A 20,354-nucleotide genomic window follows, 5' to 3' on the forward strand; every position below is an offset into this window, starting at 1 on the left:
CTCGCAACCTGTGCGGGCGATGTCCCGGTCTGCGAATCAGTGCCACCAAGGAGCGAGCGCGTCCAGGTGACGCCGCATCCGGTGCCGGGCGATGCCGGCATCACCCTGCAGGATGGCGTCGAGGATGCGCTGGTGCACGTGCTCGACCTCCTCGGCCGCCTTGTCGCCGGGCAGTGTCTCGTCGTTGGCGGCCGCGTGCCGCCGGAACAGTTCGGTGAGGATGGCCAGAAACAGCGACAGCACCGGATTGCCGGCCAGCTCGGCCAGCTCGGAATGGAACAGATCGGCCTTGCGCGGATCGTCGGCGGGGCCGTCGGTGGGCCACCGGACGGCCGTGGCGAGTCGTTCGGCCACCTCGCCGTCGCCCTCGACGCGGCGGGCGGCGACCTGGGCGACGATGCCGAGCTCGATGGCATTGCGGACGATCCGCATATCTTCGGCCGTGACGCCCTGATACTCGAGGAACAGCGCCATCGTGTCGACGCTGGCCTGTGGTTCGGGTTCGGCGACGATCAGCCCGCCGCCCGGACCGCGGCGCATCCAGGCGATCGAGTGGTATTCCAGCAGCCGCACGGCCTCGCGCAAGACGGCCCGGCTGATCTGGTAGCGCGCGAGCAGGTCGGCCTCCGAACCGAGCACCATGCCGACCTGCCAGCCGCGCGCGGCGATGTCATCGTGGATTCGGGCGGCCACCACCTCGGCGAGTTTGGCTCGTGGGCCCTCGACCAGTTCGGGTTCGATCACATTGCCGGCGATTCGCGGCCCGCGCCGAACCTGATGCTTCTCGATCCACGCGGCCACCGACTCCAGGTGGGCGGTCAATTCGGTCTGGGCCCGTGCGCCGTCGCCGTCGATCACGGCGTCGACGATGGCCCGATGCGCCTCTCGGGACGCGTTCTTCGCGGTCAGCACCTCGACCTTGGAGAGCCGGCGTGAGGTGTTCGCATAGCGCGCGGTGAGGCGGGTGAGCACGTCGATGAACAGGTGCAGTACCGGATTTCCGGACAGCTTGCCGAGCACCGGATGCAGCGGGTCCTGGGACTGGACCTCGGGGTCGTCCTGGTTGGCGAGTTCGTAGTCGAGGTGGGCGCGCAGGGTATCGATGCCCTCCTCGCTGATCCGATCCGCGGCGAGGCCCGCGGCGATCGGCTCGAGTAGCAGGCGGGCCTGCAGCAGATCCGTGACGCTCGTGCCGACGTACTCGAGATAGATCACGATCGCCCGGGTGGCCGGACCGGCGTCGGGGGCGCAGACGAACAGGCCACCGTTGGGGCCGCGCCGCATCCTGGCGACCTGGTGATGTTCGACCAGTCGGACCGCCTCGCGCAGCACCGCACGGCTCACCCCGAAGCCCTCGCGCAGATCCACCTCGGATCCGAGTGACTCACCGACCGGCCAGCCACGGCGCATCACGGCCGCCTCGATGCGGTGCGCGATCTGCGCGGCCAGCTTGCCGACCGGGGCGTCGGTATCGACCGCGGCGAAGTCGGATGCTCGCTCGCTGTCGTCGGGCGCGATGTCGACGGCGGTCGCCATGTGCCAACTCCTCAGGACGGGTGTTTTGGGATCCTCAGTCTAGTCGGCCGTCCAGGTAAGGACGGGCACAACATGCCTGAAGACGGCGTTCGGTTCACTGTTTGCCGGGCCGTCACCGGACCGGGTTTTGCTGGCTAACGCCATCTGGACGGGCCATGGCGTCCCGCAGCCCGTCAAACCCGGCTGCCGAAAGTAAGTATACTCTTTTATGGGTCGACTTGGCGGTTGTGTGGAATCACTGCTCGCAACCCAATCGGCGGCAAGGTTAGAGTAACCCCATCACGGGGGAGTGTGGCGAGGAGTAGTTGGCGATGCGGCTGGAGTCCACACCGGAGCTCGAGGAATTTCGCAAGCGGGTGCGAGCGTTCGTCGCCGAGCACGCGCCCGGCATCAAGTCGCACGCCGGTGTGCGCGCACCCGAGCCCGAACTGATGCCCGCGATCCGGGAGTGGACCGCCAAGTTGTACGACGCGGGCTTCCTCGGCATCAACTGGCCGGCCGAGTACGGCGGCCGTCCCGACGCGCATCCCCTCGAATCGTTCATCGTCGCCGAGGAGATCACCCGCGCGCGTACCTGGCAACCCATCGGCGCGGCCGCGCTCGCCTCGGCCGCGCTGATCGAGTTCGGCACCGACGCGCAACGGGCGCGTCTGCTGCCCCGCATCCGCAGCTGCGCGGACGTGTGGTGCCAGTTGTTCAGCGAGCCCGGCGCGGGCAGCGATCTGGCCGCACTGCAGACGCGGGCGCGGTGTGAGGGCGACGGCGCGGATGCGGTATTCGTCGTGGACGGCCAGAAGGTCTGGACCACCAACGGCCAGCACGCCGATATGGGCTACCTGCTCGCGCGCACCGACCGCGACGCCCCGAAACACAAGGGCATCACCGCATTCGCGGTGGATATGCGCAGCCCCGGCGTCGATGTGCGGCCGCTGCGTGAGATCACCGGAACCACCGACTTCAACGAGGTCTTCCTCGACGGCGTCCGAATTCCGGTCGCGAATGTGATCGGAGAGGTGAACGACGGCTGGCGGGTGGCGATGAGCAGCCTCGGGCACGAGCGCTCCGGGGTGGCCGCGCGCGGCGTGGAGTTGTTCGCCGCCCTCGACGACCTGCTGCGGCTCGCCACGAGCACGTCGGTCGGCGGCCGGCCTGCGCTCGAGGATTCCGCGACCCGCCAGGAGATCGGTGAACTCGCCACCCGGGCGCATGTGAACGCCGCGATGATCAAGCTCGCCCAGTCGCGGATGCTGCACCATACCGAGCAGCCCGCCGACGCCGCGCTCGGCAAGATCTTCTTCAGCGAGCTGAACCACGACCTGGTCGCCTTCGGCATGCGATTGCAGGGCACGGATGGCCTGCTCGTGGAGGGCGATCCGGATGCGGTGGCCGACGGCTGGTGGCAGGACGCGCACCTGTACTCGCGTGCCTACACGATCGCCGGTGGCGCCAACGAGATCCTGCGGACGCAGGTCGCCGAGCGCGGCCTCGGCCTGCCGCGGGACTCCCGCTAGCCGCGGCCACGTGCCGAAAGGCCACGCGGCGGCCGGTGACATTCCACCTGATCATTGCGCTCTCATCGAATGATTTATGACGTTCTCATTGAGTGGAATCACGAGATCAGCGCCGCGCGTGTCCGACGTAACGGTGTCGGGATGGAAAAGAGGATCGACAATCTCGAGGATTTGTCGGCCTTCAAGCTATCCGACGATGACCGCGAGCGACTGTTCGAATCGCAGAACGAGTGCACCGTCTGTTGGACCAACAAGGACGGTTGGCCCGTCGGTATGCCGCACTCGTTCGTGTGGTCGGACGGTAAGTTCTGGGTCCACACCACCACCAATCGAAAGCGTGTGCGGGCGTGCGCGCCGTCGACGGCTGGCGGATCAGTTCCACCGGCTACGACCGCACCTACGAGATATCCGTCTCGTTCGCGGATCTACCGAGCTTCACCGTGAAACGCGGAGTGGCGCTCAATCTTTGAGGCGCACACCGCGGACAGGGCTCAGTTTCGGACGCCGCGGGCTGACAGCTCGGACCATGACCGAGCCTGGGCGCGGCAGTGCGACCAGTGAGCTGATCTAGGACACCGCCCTCCGGCGGAGTTGGCCGACGATGTAGAACACGCCCTCGACCTGTCGTCTATGAGCCTCGCCGTGCAGTTACGGCATGGCCTCGCGGACGAACCCGTAGCCGTGCAGGCGACCGGCCGAGAGCTGGCCGCCGTGCGGGTTGAGGGGGAGCGCGCCGTCCAGGGCGATCGTCGTGCCATCCGCGATGAAGTCGGTCGCCTCGCGGGGGTGTGGAAGAACGTCAGCTCAGCAGTTCGATGATGGTCGCGTTCGCGGTGCCACCGCCCTCGCACATGGTCTGCAGCCCGTACTGCAGGTTCTGCCGCCGCATCTGGGCGATCATCCGTGTCATGAGAATGGCGCCGGAACCGCCGAGCGGATGCCCGACCGCGATCGCACCGCCCAGCGGGTTGAGCCGCTTCGCATTCGCGCCGGTTTCGGCCAGCCAGGCCAGCGGGACCGGTGCGAACGCCTCGTTGACCTCGAACACCCCGATATCGTCGATGGTGAGCCCGGCCTTGCGCAGCGCCTTCTGCGTCGCCGGAATCGGACCGGTGAGCATCACGATCGGGTCCGCGCCGCTCACCGCTCCGGAGTGGTAGCGCGCGATCGGGGTGAGGCCGAGTTCGCGGGCTCGCTCCGGGGTCGTGATGAGCAGTGCGCCCGCACCGTCGGAGATCTGCGACGAGTTCCCGGCGTGGATCACGCCATCGGGTTTGAAGGACGGCTTCAGTCCGGCGAGCTTCTCGACGGAGGTGCCGCGCCGCAGTCCCTCGTCCACGCTGAAGCTCGTGCCGTTCACCTCGATCGGCACGATGTGGTCGTCGAAGACGCCTGCGTCGATCGCCGCCGCGGCCTTCGTATGGGAACCGGCGGCGAAGTCGTCGAGCTGCTCACGACTGAAACCCCACCGCTCGGCGATCAGCTCGGCGCCGATGCCCTGGTTGAACTCGAACCCGTTGTAGCGCGCCAGAACTCCGGGCCCGTAGGGCATGCCGGTGGTCCGATGCGAACCGAGGGGGACCCGGCTCATCGTCTCCACACCCCCGGCGACCACCAGGTCGTACTGCCCCGCCATGACGGCATGTGCGGCGGAGTCGACCGCCTGCTGGCTGGAACCGCAGGCCCGGTTGATCGTCACCCCCGGGACGTGCTCGGGCCATCCGGCCGCGAGCACCGCGAATCGGCCGATATTGCTCGACTGGTCACCGATCTGGGTCACACAGCCCCAGACCACGTCGTCGACGGTGCCGGGGTCGATACCGGTGCGCTTCGCGAGTGCGGTGAGCACGTGTGCGGACAGGTCGGCGGCGTGCACCTCCGACAGCGAGCCGTTGCGCTTACCGAGCGGCGTGCGCACGGCGTCGACAATGACGGCTTCTCTCATGGTTGGTTCCCTCTCGCTGAGTACTCCGGGGCGGCCCACGGGCGACCGTCCTGATGTTGTGTTATCGCGTCGACGATGTCCGCGCCGGCACGGCGGCGCCGCTGGCGAGTAGCTCGTCGATACCCTCGACGCCCCACTCCGTGAACACCGCGCGGGTGTCCGCGCCGACGGCCGCAGCGGTGGCGCCCGGCCGCGACGGCGTTGCCGAAAACCGTGGTGCCGCAGCCGGTTGCACGACTCCGTCCCGGGTGACCACACTCCCACGCGCGGCCACGTGCGCGTGTGCGGCCGCCTCGGTGAGCCCGAGCACCGGCGCGACGCAGGCGTCGGTCCCTTCGAACAGCGTCGCCCATTCGTCTCGGGTGTGTTGGGCGAACCGCTCGGCCAGCTCGCGCCGCAGCTGCGGCCAGGTCGAGCGGTCGTGCTGCTGTTCCGGGTCGACGTCGAGCCCGAGCAGGTCGATCAGTCGCCGATAGAACTTCGCCTCTAGGGCACCGACCGCCACGTGTTTGCCGTCCTTGGTCTCGTACACGGCATAGAACGGCCAACCGCCGTCGAGTTGGTTGACCCCGCGCTCATCGGTCCACGCGCCGCGCGCGAGTTTGGCGAAGGTGCTCGCGAGCAGGTGCGCGGTGCCGTCGACGATGGACGCGTCGACGATCTGCCCCTGCCCGGTTCGTGCGGCCGCATGCAGCGCCGCGAGCACACCGATCACGAGATAGCAACCGCCGCCGCCGAAATCGCCGACGAGATTGAGCGGAATCTGCGGCGGTCCGCCCGCGGTTCCCATCGCGTGCAGCGCACCGGTGAGCGCGATATAGGTGATGTCGTGTCCGGCCGCGGCGGCCAGTGGCCCATCCTGACCCCATCCGGTCATCCGGCCGTAGACCAGCCGGGGATTGCGCGCCAGGCATTCATGCGGTCCGATGCCGAGTCGCTCGGTCACACCCGGCCGAAATCCTTCGATCAGTACATCGGCGCGTGCGACCAGCTCGAGCAGGGCGGCGGGTGCGGACGGGTGCTTCAGGTCGAGTACCACCGACCGTTTGCCGCGGTTGGTCACATCCGTCGGCCCGCCCGCGCCGATCTCGTCCAGGCGGTCCGGTCGATCCACCCGCACGACCTCGGCGCCGAGGTCGGCTAGGCACATTCCGGCGAACGGACCCGGGCCGATGCCGCCGAGTTCGACCACCCGCACACCGGCAAGAGGTCCGGTAACCATCATTGGTCTCCTGATCGTCCGCAGGCGCTGCTCCCGCGACGATGCCGCTCATTCGAATTGAGGATATGCAATGTGAAAACCAACCTGCCAGTAACATTGATAGTGATAAATGATACTTTTTAGTGATGCTCGGCTCGGCGCGGTCAGCGCCCCTTCCATACGGGCGCCCGCTTCTCGGCGAAGGCGGTGGCGCCTTCGGTGGCGTCGGCCGAGGCGAATACCGGCGCGGTGATCTCGGCCTGGTTCTCCCAGCCCTGCTCGAGGGTCCAGTCCGCGCTGGAGCGGGCGATCTGCTTGGTCGCCGCGACGGCGAGCGGGCCGTTCTTCGCGATCGTCTCGGCGAGTTCCAGCGCGCCCGCCAATGCGCCGCCTTCGTCGGTGAGCCGATTGATCAGCCCGATTTCGGCGGCCCGCTCGGCGCTGATCGATTCACCGGTCAGCAACAATTCGAGCGCGATCGCGAACGGTACCCGCCGCGGCAGCGTCAGTGCCGCACCCGCGCGAGCGACCAGCGATCGCTTCACCTCCGGCACCCCGAAGCGGGCCGTGCGCGCCGCGACGACCAGGTCGCAGGCCAGCAGCAGCTCGAATCCGCCCGCCAGCGCCCAGCCTTCGGCCGCGCCGATCAACGGTTTGCGCGGCGGTGTCATCGCGATCCCGCACAGGCCGCGGCCCTCGATCGCCGGGCTCTCGCCACGCAGGAACGCCTTCAAATCCATTCCGGCGGAGAATGTCCCGCCCGCGCCGGTGAGCACGCCGACCCACAGCTCATCCGACGCATCGAGCTCGTCGACGGCGGCGGCCACACCGGCGGCCACCTCGGCATCGAGCGCGTTCTTCACCTCGGGGCGATTGATCGTGATGATCTGGATCGCGCCACGACGCTCGACGCGCACCACGTCCGACATGTCTTCTCCTTCGTATCGGCTCCGGCGCCGACTCGATAGCGGCTTTATAGGACACTTAATCAGGCCGTCGATACAATTGCCAGTGCTGATTTCACCACAGGTTCGCCTCCATCTAGGTTGAATGCGTATACTGAATCCGTCGTGAGCTGAATACGATGAAACGTGGTTCCGACTGTCGATGGCCGCCAGACGCCCGCGGTGACGTGCTCGCCGCGAGAAGGAGAACCGATGCGCCGGACGCTGTTCACACAGGATCACGAGGACTTTCGCCTCCTGGTCCGTGACTTCCTCGCGCGTGAGGTGGTTCCGGAGTACGAGCGCTGGCGCACGGCCGGTCTGGTGCCCCGCGAGCTGTTCACCGCGCTGGGCAAGCTCGGCATCATCGGCACGTCCATCCCGGAGGAATACGGCGGCGGCGGTCAGGATGACTACCGCTACAACGTGGTCATCCAGGAGGAGACCGCGCGGGCGGGCGTGACGCTGGGCGGCCTGCGCACGCACCTGGATGTGGTCGTCCCGTACTTCCTCGGGTTGGCCAACGAGGCGCAGCGGGCCCGCTGGTTTCCAGGACTGGCCGACGGCCGGCTCTATACCGCGATCGCGATGACCGAACCTGGGACCGGTTCGGATCTGGCCGGTATCAAGACGACGGCGGTCCGCGACGGCGACCACTTCGTGGTGAACGGTGCCAAGACCTTCATCACCGGCGGCTATCACGCCGATCTGGTGATCGTGGTGGCCCGCACGGCCGCGGAGCCGGACAACCGGCGCGCCGGTCTGTCGCTGATCGTGGTCGAGAAGGGGATGCCCGGGTTCAGCGTCGGCCGTAAACTCGACAAACTCGGGCTGACCGTCCAGGACACCGTCGAGCTGTCCTTCGCCGATGTCCGGGTGCCCGTCGCCAATGTGCTCGGCGAGGAGGGCGCGGCCTTCACCCACCTCGGGCGCAATCTGGCGCAGGAGCGGCTGGCCATCGCGGTCGGCGCGGTCGCCCAGTCCCGCGCCGCGATCGATATGACGATCGCCTATGTCCGCGATCGGAAGGTATTCGGCCAGCCGGTCGCGAACTTCCAGAACACCAAATTCGAACTCGCGGCGATGGCCGCCGAACTCGAGGCGGCCCAGGCGCTGCTCGATGCGGCGATCTCGGCCCGGGTCGCGGGCGAGCTGAGCGTCGCGGACGCGGCCAAGACCAAGCTGTTCAGCACCGAGATGCAGGGCCGGGTGGTCGACCGGTGCGTGCAGCTGCACGGCGGCTACGGCTACATCCTCGAATACCCGATCGCCCGGCTGTACGCCGACGCGCGCGTTTCGCGCATTTACGGTGGCACCAGCGAGGTCATGAAGACCATCATCAGTAAATCCCTTGGCTTGTAAGGAGTTACACATGCAGATCGACGGTTCCGCGGCGCTGGTCACCGGTGGCGCCTCCGGGCTCGGCCTGGCCACCGCGCGTCGGATCATCGACCGCGGCGGCCGCGTCGTGCTCGCCGACATCTCCGAGGAGCAGGGCGCCAAAGCCGTCGCCGACCTCGGTGACGCCGCTCGGTTTGTCCGTGCGGATATCACCGACGAAGCCGCGCTGGATGCCGCCCTCGATGCCGCCCAGCAGCAGGGTCCGCTGCGTTTCGTCGTGCACTGCGCCGGACGCGGCGGCGACCGCACTCGCATCCTGGACAAGGAGCGCAAGCCAGCAGACCTGGCGACCTTCGCCGAGGTCATCCGGGTCAATCTGGTCGGAACCTACAACGTATTGCGCTTGGCCGCGGCCCGCCTCGCGGACAACGAGATTGTCGACGGCGACCGCGGCGCCATCGTCCTGACCGCTTCCGTGGCCGCCTTCGATGGCCAGATCGGGCAGACCTCCTACACCGCGGCAAAGGCCGGGGTGCACGGTATGACCCTCGTCGCTGCCCGGGATCTGGCCAGCTGGCAGATCCGGGTCAACACCATCGCGCCGGGCATCATGGACACCCCCATGCTCGGCCGACTGCGTGCCGATATCCGGGAGGGGCTGGCCGCCACCGTCCCGCATCCCAAGCGGCTCGGCGACCCCGACGATTTCGGCCGCCTCGCGGTCGAGATGCTGGAGAACCCCTACCTCAACGGCCAGACCATCCGTCTCGACGGCTCCATCCGCATGGCCCCGCGCTGATGGTGACGACCTTGCGCGAGCGCCGCGACGATCCGGTCGAGACCGATGAGCAGTTCCGGGCGAGCCTGCGCGCCTTTCTGAGCGAGCACCATCCCGGCCGCGGACCCAAGGACCCGACGGAGCGACTGGCTTGGCAAAAGGCATGGCTCGCCACGCTTTTCGATGCCGGGTACGCCGGTCCGAGCTGGCCGCGCGAATTCGGCGGGATGGAGCTGAGCTTCGCCCGTCAGGTGATCTATCAGGAGGAGTACGCGAAGGCCAGGGTGCCGCGACCGCTGGGCACCGGACTCGGCATCGCCGCGCCGACGATCATCAAATACGGCACGGCCGAGCAGAAGCAGCGGTTTCTGCGTCCGATGCTGCGCGGCGACATGGTGTGGGCCCAAGGGTATTCCGAGCCGGGCGCGGGATCGGATCTCCCGGCGTTGCGCACCTCGGCGCGACGCGAGGGTGGCGATCCCGACTCCCCGAACGCCGAGTACATCGTCAACGGGCAGAAGGTGTGGAACAGCGCGGCCGATATCGCCGACATCATCTTCACCCTGGTCCGCACCGGTCCGCCCGGATCACGGCAGGACGGGATCAGTTATCTGCTGATCGACGTGCACGCCCCTGGCGTGACCGTGCGGCCGCTGCGCGATCTGACCGGGGACGCGCACTTCTGCGAGATCTTCTTCAACGATGTGCGGGTGCCGGTCGCCAACCGGATCGGCGCGGAGAACGGCGGCTGGCCGCTGGTGCGTACGAGCCTGGGCCACGAGCGCGCGGCCGGGGCGATGAATCAGGCCGCGCTGTACCGGCGCGTGCTCGACGAGCTGATCGAATTGGCGCACGAGCGCGGGGCGACCGCGGATCCGCTGGTGCGCGATCGGCTCGCGGATTTCGAAATGCGGGTGTGGATCATGCGCCTGACCGGTATGCGGACGATCGCCGACATCATGGCCAAGGGTGAGCCGGGGCCCGCGTCGTCGACATCGCGGTTGTTCATCGTGACCTTCGAACAGGACCTGCACGAGTTCGCCCTCGATCTGCTCGGCTGCTACGGCATCCTCGGTCGGCGCGATCCGCACGCCGTCCAGCGTGGCCGCTGGGTATGGGGATTCCTGCGCACTCGGGCCTCGACTATCGGGGCGGGCACCGCGGAAATTCAGCGCAACACGATTGCCGAGCAGGTACTCGGCCTGCCGCGTGACCCGGCGATGCCGGATGTGAGGAGGTCGCGGTGAAGGCCGCACGCTGTACGGAATATGGTCCGCCGAGCGGACTTTCGGTCGTCGAGCTCGACGACCCCGAACCCGGTCCCGGCGAAGTGCTGGTCCGCGTGCACGCCGCGGCGGTCAACTTCCCGGACGTGCTGATCGCGGCGAACCAATATCAGGTTTCGGCGCCGCTGCCGTTCACCCCGGGCAGTGAGTTCGCCGGTGTCATCGCCGCACTCGGCCCCGGGGTGACGGGCCCGCCGGTCGGCTCGGCCGTGGCCGGTGCGGTGCTCGCCGGTGCGTTCGCCGAGCAGGTCGTGGTGCCCGTCACCGCGCTGCGCGAGATTCCCGACGGTCTCGACATGATCCACGCCGCCGCGTTCCATGTCACCTACGCCACGGCATACCACGCACTGGTCACCATCGGACAGGGCAGCGCGGGGGAGTGGGTGGCGGTGCTCGGCGCCGCGGGTGGGGTCGGCACGGCCACAGTCGACGTCGCGACGCGATTGGGGATGCGGGTCATCGCGGCCGCCTCCAGCCCGGACCGCCTGGTCGTGGCGCAGAAGCTCGGTGCCGAAGGCGGGATCGACTATGTCCGTGAGGATTTGAAGACCCGGATCCGCGAGCTGACCGGCGGCGAGGGCGTCCACCTCATCATCGATCCGGTGGGCGGCGACTACTCGGAGGCCGCGCTGCGTGCGGTACGGCGGGGTGGCCGGTTCGTCACGGTGGGCTACGCGGACGGAAAGATTCCACGCATCCCGCTCAACCTCGTACTACTGAAGGAGGCGATCGTCCGAGGATTCGAGATACGGATGTTGCGTCAGTACGTGCCGGAGGTGGTGGCAGCCGGTGACCGCGCACTCGCCCAGTTGGTCCGGGAAGGGATGCGCCCGCTCGTCTCTGACGTCCATGCCCTGGACGACGTCGCGGCCGCGCTGACCGCCGTGGCCGAACGCCGCACCACCGGAAAGGTCGTTCTCGACATGCGGGCGGGGTGAGCTCGGTTGCCGTTGCACCCCCGAGTCGCCATTAGCGCCTTGTGTTTTCCATCGATATCGGTGGCGGCGTCGATCGGTGCGGTGGCGGGTTTGGGCGCGTTTCGCACGTCCATTCCCGCCCGCCGGGTACAAGCCGAGGGCGCTGACATCGTCGCCGAAGTGTGCCGACGGAGTGGGGTGCGGGTCGACGCACTCTCGGGTGCGCTCGGCAGTGCGTCCGCCGGCGATCCCCAGCAGATCTACGCTGCTATCGATGCGGCGAAAACCCTTGGCGCGCAGTGTCTGTACGGCTTGACCGGACGCGCACCCGATCTCGGCTGGCCCTAATACTGTCCTATCAGGCGTAAATCACCGTATCCGAATCGAATTCGCGTTCAACTAGCGAAATACTTCGTTCCGGTGGATCGGGTCGTCGGTCAGGCCGTCGCCCTGTCGCTGGACGGTGTGGCGGCCGAGGTCATCCACCTCGCCAACGCGGACTCGCCCACCGTGGGCCGGTGTTTCGCGGTGCTGTTCGCCGAATTGGGGCCGCCGCCGGTCTATGTCGCATCGAAGGACGAATTGTCCACGCTGGACACGATATTCGACGCTCGTCTCGCGTTCTACGGTTCGTATCTGTCGGGCACCAAGGAATTTCGCCAGGGCGTCGGCCGAACCCACGATCGCACTGTGCGCGTCACCGTCGACGACGATACGTTGCGGTCAGAATGTCGGCAGCTGGGGGCGCTTCTTGACGTAGCCGCCGGCGTCGACACGCATCTGCATGCCGGTGACGTAGCGGGATTCATCGGAGACGAGGAACAGCACGGTGTCGGCGACGTCCTCCGGTTCGACGTACGGGTTACCGAATCCGGTGGTCGCGGGGAAGGATTCCAGCGCATCCTCGCGGGTCGGGTTCTCGAGGTCGGGCCGGAACGAGCGGTACATGATGCCGCTGTTGAGCATGTCGGTGTTGACGTTCGTCGGGTGGACGGCATTGACCCGGATCCGCCGGGAGTTGAGGACTGTCGCGAGGTCATGGATGAAGGCGGCGACACTGCGCTTGGCGAAGGAGTAACCCAGACCGCCGGGTCCATTGGCCGGGTTGTCGACGCTGGCCGGGATCAGTGCGGCGATGGATCCGGTCGCGACGATCGAGCCGCCGTCGGGCAGGTACGGGAGTGCGGCCTCGACCGCGTGCACGACGCCGTTGAAATCGACGGTGATGGCGTCGATGAAGGCCTGGATGCCCTGCTGGGGTCCGAGCGGGGCGATGCCGGCCTGGGCGACCACGGCGTCGAGCCGGCCGAGTTCGGCGACGCCCTCGGCCACGGCGGCCTTCAGTGCCGCTGGATCGCGCACGTCGGCTTGCCGGGCGACGATGCGGCGGCCGAGCTTCTCGACCAGGCGCACGGTTTCGTCGAGGTCCTGCCGACTGGCCAGCGGATAGGCATTGGTGGCGATATCCGCGCAGATGTCGACGGCGATGATGTCGGCGCCCTCTTCGGCGAGGCGCAGCGCATGTGCGCGACCCTGTCCGCGCGCTGCCCCGGTAATGAAGACGACCTTGTCCTGCACTCGACCCATCGTGGGTCTCCTTCCGTCGACTCGTTGGTGGTCACCGCATCCGATAGATCCGAACCCAGTGAGCCAGCTGTATAAAAGGGTAGCCCTAATAATCGTAAAGTAGCGTTGATGCCAGGTATCTGAGCTGATTTCCCGCTGTGTGGGACGGAATCAGGTGTACACAATCTTGTGAGTGAGATAGTGTTTTGTGTGCCAGCGCACAGCTGGGTTCGCGACTGAAGCGCCCCGTGCGTTGCGGGTGCTGCAGCAGCGCGTTCCGGTGCCGTTCGACCGGGGCGCCGAGATCATGACGAGGGAGCGCGGCGATGCCATTACAGCCATGGATGAAGTTGCTGTCGACCGATGACCACCTGATCGAGCCCCCGCGGCTGTGGTTGGACCGGTTGCCGGCGAAGTACCGGGAGGCGGGTCCGCGCATCGTGGAGCAGCCACGCGAAGGCAGCCAACTTCCGGCGGAGGTGTGGAGCTACGAAGGCCGGATCTATCCCTACATCGGCCTGAACGCCGTGGCAGGTAAGAAGCCCGAGGAATTCGGCATGGAGCCGACGCGCTACGACGAGATGATTCCGGGTTGCTACGACCCGAAGGCCCGGTTGCGCGATATGGACCTCGACGGTGTGTGGGGCGCGTTGTGCTTCCCGTCGTTCCCGCGCTTCGCGGGCACGATCTTCCTGGAGGGGCAGGACCGCGAACTCGCCCTGCTGTGCGTACAGGCGTGGAACGACTTCGTCCTCGATGAATGGTGCGCGGCGGCGCCCGACCGGCTCATTCCGCTGATCATCCTGCCGCTGTGGGACGTGCCGGCCAGTGTCGCCGAGATCCACCGGACCGCGGCCAAGGGTGCGAAGGCGATCTCGTTCCCGGAGAACCCGGCGCCGCTCGGGCTGCCGTCGTACTACAGCGCCGACTGGGATCCGGTCTTCTCCGCTGCCGAAGAAACCGATATGCCGCTGTGCCTGCACTTCGGTACCTCGGGCAAGCCGCCGAAGACCTCGGACGATGCGCCGTTCGCGGTGACGATCTCGCTGTTCGGGTGCAACTCGATGTTCGCCACCGCCGATCTGCTGTTCTCGCCGGTGTTGCACAAGCACCCCAAGCTCAAGGTGGGTTTGTCCGAGGGCGGGATCGGCTGGATGCCGTATCTGCTGGAGCGGATGGACGGCACCTGGGAGCGGCACCGGTTCTACCAGAACGTCAACCAGGACGTGCGGCCCTCGGAGTTGTTCCACAAGCATTTCCACGGCTGCTTCATCGATGACCGGTTCGGCGTCGAGGTGCGTCACCACATCGGCGTCGACAAGATCACCTGGGAGTGTGACTACCCGCACTCCGACTCGTACTGGCCCAAGAGCGCTGCCTACGCGGCGGAGGTGCTGGCCGAGGTGCCCGACGACGAGGTCCACAAGATCGTGGAGCTCAACACCCGCCGACTCTACAACTTTCCCGCATGAGCAGCCGTCCGGAGTCCGAGCGGTCGGACTGGACCGACCTGGACCTGCTGACCCGCGAGGAGGCATACGGCCGGCTCCAGCAGGAGATCACCGAGACCGAGGCACGCCTGGCCGCATTCGGTGACGCCGACCAGGCCGCCCGCGAATTCCACGAGACGCGGCTGCGCGCTCTGCGCTCGGCGGCGGAGGATCTGATCGACGCGGGGGCGACGAAGAAGCCGTGAGTACTCTCGCAACGATCGGATTCGTCGGCGCCGGGCGGGTCGGCGAGCCAATGGTGGAACGTTTGCTGGCGGCCGGGCACCGGGTTCGCCTGTATACCCGGCGGGCCGAGGTCGGTGACCGGCTCTCGGCCGCCGGTGCGCAACTCGTCCCAGCGGTCCGCGATATCGCCGATGTCGATGTCGTCGTCAACTGCCTCTTCAGTGACGCCCAGGTGTTAGCGGTGCTGCCCGAGGTCGTCGGCGCGATGGGCGAGCGCACGGTACTCCTGTCGCACACCACGGGCACACCCGCGACGCTGAGCCGCCTGGACCAGTTCTCGCCCACAGGCAAGGCCGCGGTAGTGGACGGCGCATTCAGCGGAACCGCGGATGCGGCCCGCGCCGGACGCCTTGTCATCTATCTGGGCGGTGAGCCCGAGCAGGTGGCCACGGCGCGTCAAGTCGTCGGCGCCTATGCCGAGCACATCATCACTACGGGCGCGCGCGGTTCGGGGATGCTGGTGAAGCTGCTCAACAACCTGCTGTTCGCCACGATCGGGCAGGTGACATTGCGAGGTCTGGAGGCGGGCCGCGCCCTGGGGATCGACGATAGCGCGCTGCTCGAGGCCCTCTCGGTCAGCGGCGGCGGGAGCAACGCGGGTCGGCATATCGCCGCCCTCGGCGGGCCCGATCGCTATACCGCCACCGTCACGCCGTTTCTGCGCAAAGACCTCGCGGCGTGCCAGGAAATGGCGGCCGAAATGGGCCTGGACCTGTCGGCATTGCTGGCCGTCGCCCATGGCGGGCCGATGGATCTCGCCGATACCACCACCCTCGAGAATGGAGCTGTCCGATGAAGATCACCATTGACACGACGAAGTGTTCCGGACACGCACGGTGTGCGGCCGCGGCTCCGGAGATGTTCGAACTCGATGACAGCGGTTACGCCCTGCCCTACGCCGGTGAGGTTCCGGCGGGTCACGAGGATGATGCCCGTGAAGGTGTGCTGGCGTGTCCGGAGCGGGCCATCACCTTCGAGTGATACCCACGCCGGGAACAGTTTTCGCGGATCAGCGGATCATGATGGCCTCGGACTCGGGCCGGGGCCAGATCTGGCCCCGGCGGTGCTCGATTTCGTGATTGAGGCGGCGCAGATAGCCCGCGAAAGCGACGAGATCCTCGGGTGACCAATCGCGCACGACATCGTCGAGGCCGCTGACCCTGACCGCTCGATCGGTGTCGAATGCGTGTCTGCCCTTCGCGGTGATCCGGAATTTGCGGGCCAGGCCGCCGTCGGGGTCGAGAATGCGTTCGACGAACCCTGCGCGCCGCAGCGCGCTGGTCTGCCGGTTGAGTGTCGAGCAGTTCAGGCCGAAGGCGTCGCACAGCTGTCCGATGGACATCGGGCCTTCGATGCTGAGCCGGCTGAGCAGCAGGTACGCGCTGCGGTCCAGCAGGTCGGACTCGCGCGTGTAGTGCGCGTGCAGCGTGTGACGGCCCAACAGCATGGACTCGAATTCGATCTGGTCTGTTGGCTTGTCCATGTTGTCCTTCCGTCGCCCCGGCGGCGTCACAGCGCCGTTCGGTGCCGATCTCCAAGAGAAATGCATCACACACATTTTGTGCACCGTGCATTCTGTGTGCATACTGCAATCTAATTGCATTATGCATATCGGATCTTGTGAGGGCTAGGAGGTCGGTGTGGAGAAGTCGGATTCCGCGAAGGCGGGGCAGGTCGTGGGGGTGTTGGCGTTCGCGGGGATTATCGCGGCGGTCATGCAGACGGTGGTGATTCCGTTGATCGCGCAGTTTCCGCAGTTGTTGCATACGACGCCGTCGAATGCGTCGTGGGTGGTGACGGTGACGTTGCTGGTGGCGTCGGTGGCGACGCCGGTGGCGGGGCGGTTGGGTGATTTGTATGGCAAGCGGCGGGTGTTGTTGTTGTCGACGGTGCCGTTGATGGTGGGGTCGGTGGTGTGTGCGGTGTCGTCGTCGGTGTTGCCGATGATCGTCGGTCGTGGTTTGCAGGGTATGGGTGTGGGGATCGTGCCGATCGGGATCAGTTTGATGCGTGATGTGTTGCCGGCGCGGCGGTTGGGTTCGGCGGTGGCGTTGTTGAGTGCGTCGTTGGGGATCGGGGCGGCGTTGGGGTTGCCGGTGTCCTCGGCGGTGGCGGAGTATTCGAATTGGCGGGTGTTGTTCTGGGGGACCGCGGTGTTGTGTGGGTTGATCGCGGTGGCGATCTGGGTGGTGGTGCCGGATTCGCCGGTCAAGGCGTCGGGTGGTTTCGATGTTGTTGGTGCGTTCGGGTTGGGTGCGGGGTTGGTGTGTTTGCTGCTGGGGGTGTCCAAGGGTGCGGCGTGGGGTTGGGGTAGTGGCACGATTGTGGGGTTGTTCGCGGCGGCGGTGGTGTTGCTGCTGGTGTGGGGTTGGTGGGAGTTGCGGATTGTTGATCCGTTGGTGGATCTGCGGGTGACGGCGCGGCCTCCGGTGTTGCTGACGAATGTCGCGTCGATGGTTGTGGGTGTGGCGATGTATGCGGCGATGCTGACGGTGCCGCAGTTGCTGCAGGCGCCGAGGTCGACCGGATATGGCCTGGGGCAGTCGATGTTGCAGATGGGGTTGTGGATGGCTCCGGCGGGTTTGATGATGATGCTGCTCTCGCCGGTGGGTGCTCGGCTCTCGGCGGTGCGTGGTCCGAAGGTCACCCTGATCGCGGGTGCGTTGGTGATCGCGCTGGGTTACGGCGCGACGACGGTGTTGATGGGGACGACGTGGGGTCTGCTGATCGCGCTGTGTGTCGTCAACGGTGGTGTCGCGTTGGCCTATGGCGCGATGCCCACACTGATCATGGGTGCGGTGCCGCTGTCGGAGACGGCGTCGGCCAATAGTTTCAACACGTTGATGCGGTCGGTGGGGACCTCGATCTCGGCGGCGGTGATCGGTGTTGTGCTGGCGCAGATGAGCATGAGCGTGGGCGGGCACGCCATCCCGACCGAGAACGGGTTCCGTACGAGTCTGTTGATCGGCTGTGCTGTCGCGCTGGTCGCGGCGGTGATCGCGGCTACCATCCCGGTGCGGCGAGCCCTCTCCGCAGAGCAGTCGGTCGACGTGGCAGAGCCCGTGGCAGAGCCTGTGGCAGAGCGTGTCTGACGTTCCTCGGGAGAAGGCGAGGCTGAGGATGGCGACGATGAAATCGGTTCGGACCGGTGCCGTCGGCAAGGTCGAGGTGGTCGAAATCGAGCGGCCGGTGCCCGGGCCCGGGGATGCGCTGGTGCGGATCCGGGCGTGTGGGATCTGCGGCACCGACGTGACCTTCATCAATATGGGTGGCATACCCGCGATGGCGGCCAACCCGGTGGCACGCGCCGCCGCCGCGTCCCCGGATCAGCTGGTGGCGGTCGTGCTCGGGCACGAACCCGCCGGTGAAGTCGTCGCCGTCGGCGCCGACGTAACCGGACTGGCGGTCGGTGATCATGTGGTGGTCAACCCGCAGGACGCGCCGTCGGGGATCATCGGCTGCGGTGGCGAATGGGGCGCGATGACCGAATACCTGCTCATCGAGAACGCTCAACACGCCGACCGATTCGGCCAACTCATCAGCCACCGCATCCCCTTCACCGACATCGAACACGCCTTCGACCTCACCCTCACCCCAGGCGCAGCCGAAAAAGTAGTCGTCACCTTCGACTAGGGCATTCGTGCCACAACCTCGGTCCAGCGTGGCCGTGCCGTGTGGGGCGGCACGGCCACGCAGGCAGCATGGTGACGTGCTCCGCTGCTCGCGACAGCGCAACGAATATGCCTACGCCGCAGGCTCTTTGGGCTGTGGTCGCCAGTAGAGTGCGAGCAGTCCGGTGGTTGATACGGCGGCGACGCCGAGGGCGATTGCGGCGCCGGTCCAGCCGTGGATGGTGATGTCGGTGGCGTGGTCGAGGGAGAGTCGTCCGGGTCCGAGGGCGGCGAGGGCGAGTGTGGTGGCGGCGAGGACGAGGACGTATTCGTAGCCTTCTTTGAAGACGAAGAATCCGTTGGGGCGGTGGGCGAGTAGTCCGGCGACGAGCATGACGGAGATGACGGCTGCGCAGGCCAGTGGGGTGAGGAGTCCGAGGATCAGTAGTGTGCCTGCGCTGATTTCGGTGATGACGCTGAGCCAGGCGTGGAGTGTGCCGTTGCGTAGTCCGAGGCCGGTGAACCAGCGGGCGGTGCCGGGGATGCGGCCGCCGCCGAACCAGTGGTTGGTGCCGTGGGCGATCATGGTCGCGCCTATGACGAGTCGGATCAGTGCCAGGGCGAGATCGGCGACATCCATACTGTTCACCTCCACGGCCGCAACGGAGCGGCCTCATCGAAAGAGAAAAGTATACTCTTAAGCGGCGGGACGCAAGCTTGTGGCCCTGGTCGGCGTTCGGTGGCAGGCACGTATCCATGCGGGAGTGGCGCGCGATGATATGTTGCGTCCACCGTAGAAAGGCGAGGTCGTCATGACCGCACCGAGCGAGGGCCTTGGCGACGTGGTGTCGGTCCCATCGGTCTTCGGGGAACCGCGGACTTACACCGCCGGGGCCGCCGCTGCCGCCGCCGGGGTGCCGCTGCACCGCGACGATATTGGCGCGCGCTCGGCTATCCACCGGTCGATGCGAGCGCCGTGGAGTTCACCGCCTCCGATGTGGAGATGCTGCGGCTGATGACCGGCTATGTCGACGACGGCGCGCTGGACGAACCCGATTCACTGCGCCTGGCCCGCATGCTGAGTCAGTCGATTTCGCAGTTGGCCAGACTGCAGGTGGAGATTCTGGCCGATCAGTCGGCGCGGGCGGGCAGGCACGACGACGCCACGGAATTGGCGCGCCATGTGCCGCAGAGAGGTTATGCGCCTCGGCATCCCGTGCCTCTTCCGGTGAGTGGGAGACGGCCGACATCGACAGATGATCGGGATCACACTGTCCTATGACCGCGGCCCGGATCAGCAGCGATTCCGCACCGAATGCGCCGCTGATGTGCTATCACAATTACTGAACTGGGCTGACGCCCGCTGACACTGGAGGTCGCGATGCTGCGACACAAGCGAATCCCGCGCCACAATGCGATCCGTGCGTTGTGGCGACACCTGATTCGTGGGCTGCTCATTTACGGTGCGTGCGTGGGTGGTTCGCACTGGAGCTATGTCGAGTGGACGCGTAACAAGCCAGGTGAGCCGCTCACCGCGGACCACTGGGATTGGTCGACTCCGCACCGGTGGTACGACACCGCACATCGCCCGTGATCAGGTGACATAAGCCCTGCGACTCACGTGGCGACTCGCGGCTGTCCGGCCTGTTCGATGAGGTGTTGTACGAGGTTGAGTAGGACTTCTTTGGTGGAGGTGCGGTCGCGGGCGTCGCAGAGTAGGACGGGGATGTGGGGGTCGAGGTCGAGGGCGTGGCGGACTTCGTCGATGGTGTAGATGGGTGCGTTGTCGAAGCAGTTGACGGCGACGTTGAAGGGTAGTGCGCGGCGTTCGAAGAAGTCGACGGCGGCGAAGGAGCGGCATGCGCGTGGCTGTAGCCGCGCCGACCACGAGCAGACACAGGCTCGGATGAGCGCGATCGCCAGAATCCGCGTGCGAACCCCCAGCCGTGCTCTGAACACCGGCACAACGTAATTCGACCCGT

At 66.9% G+C, this 20,354-nt stretch carries 23 protein-coding genes; 15 read left to right on the top strand and 8 right to left on the bottom strand.

Annotation, left to right across the window (positions count from 1 at the left end):
- Nucleotides 1-36 precede the first annotated feature (36 nt).
- Nucleotides 37-1,536, bottom strand: coding sequence for a FadR/GntR family transcriptional regulator (locus tag OG874_RS12075; protein ID WP_330255214.1), 1,500 nt, complete (start codon nt 1,534-1,536; stop codon nt 37-39).
- Nucleotides 1,537-1,847: 311 nt separating this feature from the next.
- On the opposite strand from OG874_RS12075, the gene OG874_RS12080 reads away from it, so the two are divergent.
- The 3 genes from OG874_RS12080 (at nt 1,848) to OG874_RS12090 (ending at nt 3,866) form a co-directional block, all read left to right on the top strand.
- A complete protein-coding gene (locus OG874_RS12080; protein WP_330255215.1) occupies nt 1,848-3,047 on the top strand; it encodes an acyl-CoA dehydrogenase family protein in 1,200 nt (399 codons plus the stop codon).
- Between the two features lie 347 nt (nt 3,048-3,394).
- A complete protein-coding gene (locus OG874_RS12085) occupies nt 3,395-3,517 on the top strand; it encodes a hypothetical protein (protein WP_442943330.1) in 123 nt (40 codons plus the stop codon).
- 121 nt (nt 3,518-3,638) lie between these two features.
- Entirely contained in the window at nt 3,639-3,866 is a 228-nt protein-coding gene (locus OG874_RS12090; protein WP_330255216.1) for a hypothetical protein, read from the top strand.
- Here OG874_RS12090 and OG874_RS12095 read toward each other — a convergent pair.
- The 3 genes from OG874_RS12095 to OG874_RS12105 all read right to left on the bottom strand — a co-directional run bounded on the left by OG874_RS12095 (nt 3,847) and on the right by OG874_RS12105 (nt 7,122).
- Complete coding sequence (locus OG874_RS12095) at nt 3,847-4,992, bottom strand: thiolase family protein (RefSeq protein WP_330255217.1); 1,146 nt, start codon at nt 4,990-4,992, stop codon at nt 3,847-3,849. The genes OG874_RS12090 and OG874_RS12095 overlap by 20 nt on opposite strands.
- 61 nt (nt 4,993-5,053) lie before the next feature.
- On the bottom strand, nt 5,054-6,214 hold the full coding sequence (locus tag OG874_RS12100; RefSeq protein ID WP_442943331.1) for a CaiB/BaiF CoA transferase family protein: 1,161 nt from the start codon (nt 6,212-6,214) through the stop codon (nt 5,054-5,056).
- A 143-nt stretch (nt 6,215-6,357) separates the two neighbouring features.
- Nucleotides 6,358-7,122 carry a crotonase/enoyl-CoA hydratase family protein gene (locus OG874_RS12105; protein ID WP_330255219.1) on the bottom strand — a complete coding sequence of 255 codons (765 nt, stop codon included), beginning with the start codon at nt 7,120-7,122 and terminating at the stop codon, nt 6,358-6,360.
- 228 nt (nt 7,123-7,350) lie between these two features.
- On the opposite strand from OG874_RS12105, the gene OG874_RS12110 reads away from it, so the two are divergent.
- From OG874_RS12110 to OG874_RS12130, 5 genes are read left to right on the top strand one after another with little or no spacing between them, the layout of a single operon-like run.
- A complete protein-coding gene (locus OG874_RS12110; RefSeq protein WP_330255220.1) occupies nt 7,351-8,499 on the top strand; it encodes an acyl-CoA dehydrogenase family protein in 1,149 nt (382 codons plus the stop codon).
- Between the two features lie 10 nt (nt 8,500-8,509).
- Entirely contained in the window at nt 8,510-9,277 is a 768-nt protein-coding gene (locus tag OG874_RS12115) for an SDR family NAD(P)-dependent oxidoreductase (RefSeq protein ID WP_330255221.1), read from the top strand.
- Complete coding sequence (locus OG874_RS12120; RefSeq protein ID WP_330255222.1) at nt 9,277-10,503, top strand: acyl-CoA dehydrogenase family protein; 1,227 nt, start codon at nt 9,277-9,279, stop codon at nt 10,501-10,503. Before OG874_RS12115 ends, OG874_RS12120 begins: the two co-directional genes overlap by 1 nt.
- Nucleotides 10,500-11,480, top strand: a complete 981-nt coding sequence (locus OG874_RS12125; protein ID WP_330255223.1) for an NADPH:quinone oxidoreductase family protein — start codon at nt 10,500-10,502, stop codon at nt 11,478-11,480. The genes OG874_RS12120 and OG874_RS12125 overlap by 4 nt, the downstream gene beginning before the upstream one ends.
- Before the next feature lie 60 nt (nt 11,481-11,540).
- Entirely contained in the window at nt 11,541-11,807 is a 267-nt protein-coding gene (locus OG874_RS12130) for a hypothetical protein (RefSeq protein WP_330255224.1), read from the top strand.
- A gap of 375 nt (nt 11,808-12,182) precedes the next feature.
- Here the strand turns inward: OG874_RS12130 and OG874_RS12135 are convergent, their stop codons facing one another.
- Nucleotides 12,183-13,046: a mycofactocin-coupled SDR family oxidoreductase gene (locus tag OG874_RS12135; RefSeq protein WP_330255225.1), complete on the bottom strand. Its 864-nt coding sequence runs from the start codon at nt 13,044-13,046 to the stop codon at nt 12,183-12,185.
- Nucleotides 13,047-13,351: 305 nt separating this feature from the next.
- On the opposite strand from OG874_RS12135, the gene OG874_RS12140 reads away from it, so the two are divergent.
- From OG874_RS12140 to OG874_RS12155, 4 genes are read left to right on the top strand one after another with little or no spacing between them, the layout of a single operon-like run.
- Nucleotides 13,352-14,497, top strand: a complete 1,146-nt coding sequence (locus OG874_RS12140) for an amidohydrolase family protein (RefSeq protein ID WP_330255226.1) — start codon at nt 13,352-13,354, stop codon at nt 14,495-14,497.
- On the top strand, nt 14,494-14,721 hold the full coding sequence (locus OG874_RS12145; RefSeq protein ID WP_330255227.1) for a hypothetical protein: 228 nt from the start codon (nt 14,494-14,496) through the stop codon (nt 14,719-14,721). Before OG874_RS12140 ends, OG874_RS12145 begins: the two co-directional genes overlap by 4 nt.
- Nucleotides 14,718-15,557, top strand: coding sequence for an NAD(P)-dependent oxidoreductase (locus OG874_RS12150; protein WP_330255228.1), 840 nt, complete (start codon nt 14,718-14,720; stop codon nt 15,555-15,557). Before OG874_RS12145 ends, OG874_RS12150 begins: the two co-directional genes overlap by 4 nt.
- Nucleotides 15,554-15,742 (top strand): ferredoxin, encoded by a 189-nt coding sequence (locus OG874_RS12155; RefSeq protein ID WP_330255229.1) that lies wholly within the window; start codon nt 15,554-15,556, stop codon nt 15,740-15,742. Before OG874_RS12150 ends, OG874_RS12155 begins: the two co-directional genes overlap by 4 nt.
- A 28-nt stretch (nt 15,743-15,770) precedes the next feature.
- On the opposite strand, the gene OG874_RS12160 is transcribed toward OG874_RS12155, so the two are convergent.
- Nucleotides 15,771-16,244 (bottom strand): MarR family winged helix-turn-helix transcriptional regulator, encoded by a 474-nt coding sequence (locus OG874_RS12160; RefSeq protein WP_330255230.1) that lies wholly within the window; start codon nt 16,242-16,244, stop codon nt 15,771-15,773.
- Nucleotides 16,245-16,401: 157 nt separating this feature from the next.
- On the opposite strand from OG874_RS12160, the gene OG874_RS12165 reads away from it, so the two are divergent.
- Complete coding sequence (locus OG874_RS12165) at nt 16,402-17,853, top strand: MFS transporter (RefSeq protein ID WP_330255231.1); 1,452 nt, start codon at nt 16,402-16,404, stop codon at nt 17,851-17,853.
- Nucleotides 17,854-17,890: 37 nt separating this feature from the next.
- Nucleotides 17,891-18,394, top strand: a complete 504-nt coding sequence (locus OG874_RS12170) for an alcohol dehydrogenase catalytic domain-containing protein (protein ID WP_442943332.1) — start codon at nt 17,891-17,893, stop codon at nt 18,392-18,394.
- A gap of 111 nt (nt 18,395-18,505) precedes the next feature.
- On the opposite strand, the gene OG874_RS12175 is transcribed toward OG874_RS12170, so the two are convergent.
- Complete coding sequence (locus OG874_RS12175) at nt 18,506-19,012, bottom strand: DoxX family protein (protein WP_330255232.1); 507 nt, start codon at nt 19,010-19,012, stop codon at nt 18,506-18,508.
- 336 nt (nt 19,013-19,348) lie between these two features.
- Here OG874_RS12175 and OG874_RS12180 point away from each other — a divergent pair, with 336 nt between their 5' ends.
- Nucleotides 19,349-19,654, top strand: a complete 306-nt coding sequence (locus OG874_RS12180) for a hypothetical protein (protein ID WP_330255233.1) — start codon at nt 19,349-19,351, stop codon at nt 19,652-19,654.
- 335 nt (nt 19,655-19,989) lie between these two features.
- Here OG874_RS12180 and OG874_RS12185 read toward each other — a convergent pair whose 3' ends face one another.
- Entirely contained in the window at nt 19,990-20,331 is a 342-nt protein-coding gene (locus tag OG874_RS12185) for a hypothetical protein (RefSeq protein WP_442943333.1), read from the bottom strand.
- Nucleotides 20,332-20,354: the final 23 nt, after the last annotated feature.

Source organism: Nocardia sp. NBC_00565, from assembly GCF_036345915.1.
Lineage (GTDB): Bacteria > Actinomycetota > Actinomycetes > Mycobacteriales > Mycobacteriaceae > Nocardia.

Bases quoted from the DNA above. Each gene is read 5' to 3' on its own strand.
- OG874_RS12075 (WP_330255214.1), bottom strand. From the start codon at position 1,536: ATGGCGACCGCCGTCGACATCGCGCCCGACGACAGCGAGCGAGCATCC.
- OG874_RS12080 (WP_330255215.1), top strand. From the start codon at position 1,848: ATGCGGCTGGAGTCCACACCGGAGCTCGAGGAATTTCGCAAGCGGGTG.
- OG874_RS12095 (WP_330255217.1), bottom strand. From the start codon at position 4,992: ATGAGAGAAGCCGTCATTGTCGACGCCGTGCGCACGCCGCTCGGTAAG.
- OG874_RS12100 (WP_442943331.1), bottom strand. From the start codon at position 6,214: ATGGTTACCGGACCTCTTGCCGGTGTGCGGGTGGTCGAACTCGGCGGC.
- OG874_RS12105 (WP_330255219.1), bottom strand. From the start codon at position 7,122: ATGTCGGACGTGGTGCGCGTCGAGCGTCGTGGCGCGATCCAGATCATC.
- OG874_RS12110 (WP_330255220.1), top strand. From the start codon at position 7,351: ATGCGCCGGACGCTGTTCACACAGGATCACGAGGACTTTCGCCTCCTG.
- OG874_RS12115 (WP_330255221.1), top strand. From the start codon at position 8,510: ATGCAGATCGACGGTTCCGCGGCGCTGGTCACCGGTGGCGCCTCCGGG.
- OG874_RS12120 (WP_330255222.1), top strand. From the start codon at position 9,277: ATGGTGACGACCTTGCGCGAGCGCCGCGACGATCCGGTCGAGACCGAT.
- OG874_RS12135 (WP_330255225.1), bottom strand. From the start codon at position 13,046: ATGGGTCGAGTGCAGGACAAGGTCGTCTTCATTACCGGGGCAGCGCGC.
- OG874_RS12140 (WP_330255226.1), top strand. From the start codon at position 13,352: ATGCCATTACAGCCATGGATGAAGTTGCTGTCGACCGATGACCACCTG.
- OG874_RS12145 (WP_330255227.1), top strand. From the start codon at position 14,494: ATGAGCAGCCGTCCGGAGTCCGAGCGGTCGGACTGGACCGACCTGGAC.
- OG874_RS12155 (WP_330255229.1), top strand. From the start codon at position 15,554: ATGAAGATCACCATTGACACGACGAAGTGTTCCGGACACGCACGGTGT.
- OG874_RS12160 (WP_330255230.1), bottom strand. From the start codon at position 16,244: ATGGACAAGCCAACAGACCAGATCGAATTCGAGTCCATGCTGTTGGGC.
- OG874_RS12170 (WP_442943332.1), top strand. From the start codon at position 17,891: ATGAAATCGGTTCGGACCGGTGCCGTCGGCAAGGTCGAGGTGGTCGAA.
- OG874_RS12175 (WP_330255232.1), bottom strand. From the start codon at position 19,012: ATGGATGTCGCCGATCTCGCCCTGGCACTGATCCGACTCGTCATAGGC.